General features: G+C 44.0%; 2 protein-coding genes. Both read left to right on the top strand.

What is annotated here, in order from left to right; all coding sequences use genetic code 11:
• Nucleotides 1-3,424, top strand: a 3,424-nt coding sequence (locus KDK17_RS04290; protein ID WP_257287434.1) for a transglutaminase-like domain-containing protein, incomplete at its 5' end; no start/stop codon positions are given.
• Between the two features lie 547 nt (nucleotides 3,425-3,971).
• The gene (locus KDK17_RS04285; protein WP_257287433.1) at nucleotides 3,972-5,708 is read left to right on the top strand and encodes a hypothetical protein; all 1,737 of its coding nucleotides are present in this window, start codon (nucleotides 3,972-3,974) and stop codon (nucleotides 5,706-5,708) included.
• Nucleotides 5,709-6,036: the final 328 nt, after the last annotated feature.

Raw genomic sequence — 6,036 nt, 5'->3', positions numbered from 1 at the left:
GGTGACGGAAAAACATTGTCGTTTAAGGGCTTACCTGCAACGCAAAAACCTGCCGCTGCAGCCGACCAGTCTTGATTTACAGAATATCGCCAGGGCTATCACCAGAGGTGGCGATTTTAGCGAAAAAGCCGTTCATCAATGCCTTAATCAGCACTACCGGCTTTATCTGATGGCCGCCAATATATCGCTGGAGGAACTGCAGGAGTCTTCGGCTCTTGCCATAGGGAAAAGTGAATTTGATTCCGGACTTTGCCGTTGGCTCAATCAAACGGTATCGAACATTGATCGTCCGTGGTTGGTACGAAGCAGTCATCTCAACAGTGTTGATGAAAAAAAACATGAAATCCGTGTTAACACTCAGTTGGATGAAAAGGAAGCCAGAACGGAAATCATCAAGAGCGTGGCTCAGGCAAAGTGGCAGTCATCGGGCCTTCCCCTGAAGCCTTATGACTCCGACGATCTACTCACTCAGGCACTTTACCGACACTGGCAGAAAAGCTGGTTTAATCGTGAGTTTGGCCAGACGGGTTTGAAGGCTGATAGCGTATTTTCCCTCACGACAGAACAAACACTGACGCTGGGCTTATCTGCTCACCAGCCTTATCTTCGTGAGGCTGACAGGCGGATAAGTGAATGGATAGACCATGGCGTAAAACGCTGGTCCGTGTTCTGGCATCAGATCAGTGATCTGCCGAAGCATCTGGTAGACGATTTTATTAACGAAACAACACAAGACATGCCAAAAGTCCGGGAGAAACAAGCGCCAGCGTTGGCTCATAGCAAGAACCCTGAGCCAGAACCTGTTCACAAGGCGTTGACTATTGACGATGATAAGGCGCCCGAAAAATACGATTCGAAAGAGCACGAGAAAGAGGCTCCGGTATTGGATCGGACAACGGACTATGAGAACGAGAGTGAGCCACAGATTAGCGAGTATATAATTTTTAAGAGTGAGGACTATTTTCCCGGTATGTATCGGTGGTGGGCAAAGGATATTTTTGTGTCTGATAAGGGTGATATTAAATGGATCGATATTAATGATCGACACATGCAGGGGGCTGAAGTCCTCATACCGAACCGGTTACCAGAATCTGACCAGGAAGTGATATTAGCCAGAGATCAAACGCTGGCGACCTTTGACTGGTCATCGGACAATGGTCGATATGCGTTGCCCAGCCTGACGCCTGATGACCGTATCGTGGCTCTGCGCATAAAACCAGAACTGCCATTTACCCTGTTCAGGGATCGATATACAGGGCTTCACACAATCACTGTTGCAGAGGCCAAAGCCAACCAGATTATTAAATTTGCTTATGTCGTAGAACACAGAAAAGCGGGCAAAATAACACTGGCTGAAAAAGTCCGACCAGCACAATCAACACGTTTTGACGTCCGCTGTTCAGAAGGTATAAAAACAGTACTGAACGGAGTGTTTACTCGCATTGACCTGCAACCATCTGAAGTACGGGTACCTTTGCAGAGAATAAAAAACGCTAAAAACACCAGGCAACGCATTGAGGCGATCAGGGACTTTTGTCAAGCGTTTTCCGGTGTTGCTATGCCAGCAGAGCGCGATAAAAATTTCTTTCATTTCCTGGTAACACAGCGGCAGGGGAGCTGTCGTCATCGTGTGCCTGTTTTTGTTGCTCTTTGCCGTTATTTCGGGATTCCATGTCGGCAAATTCTTAACCGTTATCACACTTTTGCAGAGTGTTCTCTGGATAGAGGCCATACCTGGAAGCCAGTGGATTTGGGTGGGGCGCCTGTCAAGAAAACAAACATCCTGCCTGACTTCCAGCCCACCAGGCGGGTCGGTGGTTCTGGCTCTGAGTCAAAGAAGATCAGGGATCTCCTGGAAGGTGCTGATTTAGCACAACAGGAAGCTATGGCTAACGCCTTGGGGATGAGCCTGGAGGCGCTGAAAAAAGCCCTTGAGACAAATACTGCATTGCCAGAAACCGATCTGACACCTTTCAGAATGGTTGAGAGACTTTGGCAGAAAAAAGATTTGGCCAGTTTTTCCATGGGCGTCTCAATGTTAGAGTCGCTGGAGATACAATCATCGGACTGTGCCGAGCAAGCATTGATTGGTGATTTATATGATAAAAATGCCCGAAAACGTAATCTGCTGTCGGACGCCGTAAAACAAATATTGTTCGACAGTGATGAAGATCAGGCCACAGCTCAACTCAAATTACTCTATTCAAAAATGATTGTTCACGGCGGAGGATCCCCGCACGAGTGGTTGAACTCAATAGTGAAAATACTGAATGGCAGTAACTTAAGCAAATGTTCAGTTATTCAATTTGCCGGTGAAGCCCTGAAATCGGGTTGGCTGAATCCATTGCCGGAAGGAGACTTCCAGAGTCAGAGAAAGGAGAAAGTTGAACATCATAAGCTGTTGTTGTGTCTGGAAAGCGTCGATGAACTGAAAGTTGATGCCAGCCGTTGTCTGAAACAGTGGTACAAGGAATCATTGGCCGGGGAAAAAAATAATCGCCTATGGCAGAACTATTACAAGGGCTTCCAAACGATGAAAACGTATGCCTCGCTCGTTACTCATAGTCATGATGGGGTTTCGCCATTCCTTCAAGGTAAAATTGCCAGCTTATCTCTACAAAAATACTGGACGGACGAACCTGAAGGCATTCCGAATATAGAACGAATGTTGGTACATGATCCCGCGTTTGAGCAGTCAAGCCCGGTCAAGGCGGACCACCGTCCAGTGATTATCATGGGGCATCCATACTGGGACGACACCGTGATAAATGAAAAGGTCGAAGCCCTGTTACAACGAATTATTGCAAACAGACCGGACGACCTGAAGCCGCTTTTTGAAAAAATCAATCAATATGAGCAGATAAAAAAACAATTTGATCATGAAATGAAAGCACTGAACAAAGCACATGATAATAGCGATTACAGACACCCCGTGTCTCTTGATGAGCGATATCGAAGTGAAAAAAGTGAATATAAGAAAAAACGGCTTGAGATTGAAAACAGGTACAGCACTACTCTGGAGCGCCTCAAACCGTCTGATGAGGAGCGTAGACTGGAGAGTGATTTAAAAAACAAATGCACTCAAGCGATTCAGCAGGCCTTCAGTTATTACCTGTATAGATTGGCAAACTCGAAAGGCGGATGCTTAAAGTATTGTTGGGCTGATGCTGCCATCGGGACAAATAATAAGAAAAGAGAGTACCATGGCGCTCACAGTCCATCCTCACCAAGAGAGCTGTATGCCATGATGACTCTCATTGATAGCTCTTCCCGGTTCCAAAAGACGGTTGAAGATGCTTACTTGCGGCAAGCACACAATCTCAGCAACGCTCTGGTACTGAAAACCAATGAACTGACAATCATTGCCGGAGAGTTTTTGAACAGCGTGAATTTGAATTCGCTTTGTGAGTCACTGGATAACTGATCATCGTCTGGTCACGATGAGTTTTTCCAGATCGCTGATTTCCTTCAATCGTTACCTGAGGAGTAAATACCTGACTTATTGGTACATTTCTTAACACCAGGATTCTTCCTTCTTTCTTATACACTTTTATGGCTGAAGTTGTGGCAGCAAAGGTGGCACTTACCATGATTGTTATTGCTGCAATACGTCTGGAATATGTTCTCATATAAATACTAGTTATATTCTTTGCCTACAAGTAAGTATCAGTTTTAGCATAATCGAGTCGTTCCAGATTACGACCCTGCGGTGACTCATCTGAAACAGGCGAAAAATTGATGTCAGATTCCCGAGCACGAAATCAACATTCACATCCAAATTATCTGATCGAACTTCAGTCAGTTCTGAAAATACGTCGAATGTTTCATATATGGCGCCCTTAATATACAGTCGTTTATTGTGAACTCGTGCTCAACAGTGAACCAAAAAAATTACCTCAAAATCAGTTAAATATGAGTTTTTTGTCTAGTATTCCTATGCTACATCCCTAATAGAAGTTCAGTTTTTCACTATGAAGAATATGTCTTGTGTTTTTATTTTGGGCATCATCCTTTTTTCGGTCGACAGTCAGGCTGTAATTCCTTTCGCTTCATCATTGGTCTATGGCAATGATGCCGATGCGATTTTTTCCTCTTTTTTACCTGATCCCGTTCGTCTACCCAAGTCCGGGATTGTTCCACTACTGCTGTTACAGAAGGGGAAAAAAAGTTCGATAATCAGTTTACCTGTCTCTGAAGGGGGAGGGCTACAACCAGATAAAGGAGCTGTGTTTACTGGCTATCCATTCGAATTAAACCGTTATGGCAACGAAAACAAGGAACAATCTAAAACCGACGGTAAATCTCCACCACCGCAGCAAAAGCGACAAAGTAAAAAACAAATGACTAAAGGGCAAAGTAGTTCTGACTCTTCAGGTTCATCAGACTCCGGGGCAGCGTCAGCATCGGCTTCCGGAAACAATGAGAGTCATGCCAGGCACCTTGAAAAACTGAAAGAAATACTTAAGGCTGCTGAAAAGTCATTGAAAACGATGGATCAGAAAAACAACATTGATGACTTTTATGCAGAATTGAAAGCATTGTATAGGGAAAACCCCGATATTTTAGCAGAGAAAGGTTATCTGGAGAGCGCAGAATACCGTTGGCAGGGGGTTCTTAGTCTCCTCAAGCTTTATTTTCCCGAAAAGCTGGAAGAAGGTGAAATGACCCATGTTTTAATTAAACATCCCGGGTTTAAGAAATTGCCAGCAAATTTAATCAGAATATTTGCCAAAGCAGTGCTTCCTCAGCTTGATTTGCCTGAAGAGCTGCCCAACTACGAGTTAGTTGACAGACTTCTGGATGCCGCTAATTCGAATATTTTAAGGCTTATGCATACTTATCTTGGTATACAACAGTGTCTTCGCCAGTTGGTTGCGTTATTTATAACGCAACTGCCATTAATGGCAACAGAAGAGCCAAAAAACTATATTTTTCAGGATACAACAGGTCACGTTAATGTTTTTTCTATCAGGAGAAATAGCAAAGGGCATTATCGGTTTTTTTTTGTTGATAGTCTGAGCGCTTTTAAGCGCTACAAAAAAGAACAACTTTATTCGCCCCTGTCGCATTTTGTCGGTTTAGCGATAACACTGGCGATAAAATATCACGACTTTACTGATTCCCGGTTTTTCTTTCTGCCTGGTCGTCAAGCCAGTGGCGTTGGCTGTGAGTCGTTCGCGTTGCACGATCTGGTAACATTGCTGGAATCCCCCATGTTGGCTCGTAACGGTTATTATGTGGACAAAGAACCCCTCACTAAAGACAATATGTTGGAGTTTTTTTTGCAGACAATTTATTTAGGGGACGAACAACTGGGACGATTGTTAATCAATGGGGAAAGTAAGGACTTTATCGAGACAGTAGACAAACCTGTCATTGATAAGCATAAACTGGACTCCATGATTCTTATGGCACTCCAAACCTGGCAGAAAGCGGGGTTGGAACCAGATTTGGTTAAATTGTACCAGTTGCGTCAGTTTCCTCTGAGGTTTGCATATCTGACCCAGGGACAGCTGAATCTGAAACGTTTGCTGGAGAGATTTTCTGAAGAACGCCAAAAAGAGGTGAACCAGGTAATTGATGAAACCCGTGGCTTGTTAACCCTCAATGATGGAATCTGCCATACCGTGAACCTGGCTGCTACTCTGCAGTGGATGAAATTGAATATTGATTTGCTGGATATAAACCGTCCCGGGCAGGAAAAATAAATCTGCTCCGCTGCTATCCAGCTGGTCTACGAGAGCTTACGGACCAGAATAATCATTCTAATTTAGCCCTACAATGAACGACCTCAGTAGCTGAGCAAGATATTTATTGCTCCACCCAGCCTTTTTACGCTTCGTTTTGATACTCCTTTTGCTGGAAGATACATAGGATAGATACATAGGATACATAGTACATAGAGTACATAGAGGTACATAGGACATCCATATAGGATACATAGGAATACATAGTACATAGGGTACATAGTACATAGTAGAGTACATAGTAGGACATCCATATAATGAAAGAAAAACGAAAGAGAGAAAAACAGAG

The organism is Endozoicomonas sp. SESOKO2, assembly GCF_024606245.1.
GTDB lineage: Bacteria > Pseudomonadota > Gammaproteobacteria > Pseudomonadales > Endozoicomonadaceae > Endozoicomonas_A.
The sequence above is the reverse complement of the archived record's forward strand: the minus strand, read 5'-3'. Positions and strand labels throughout refer to the sequence as shown.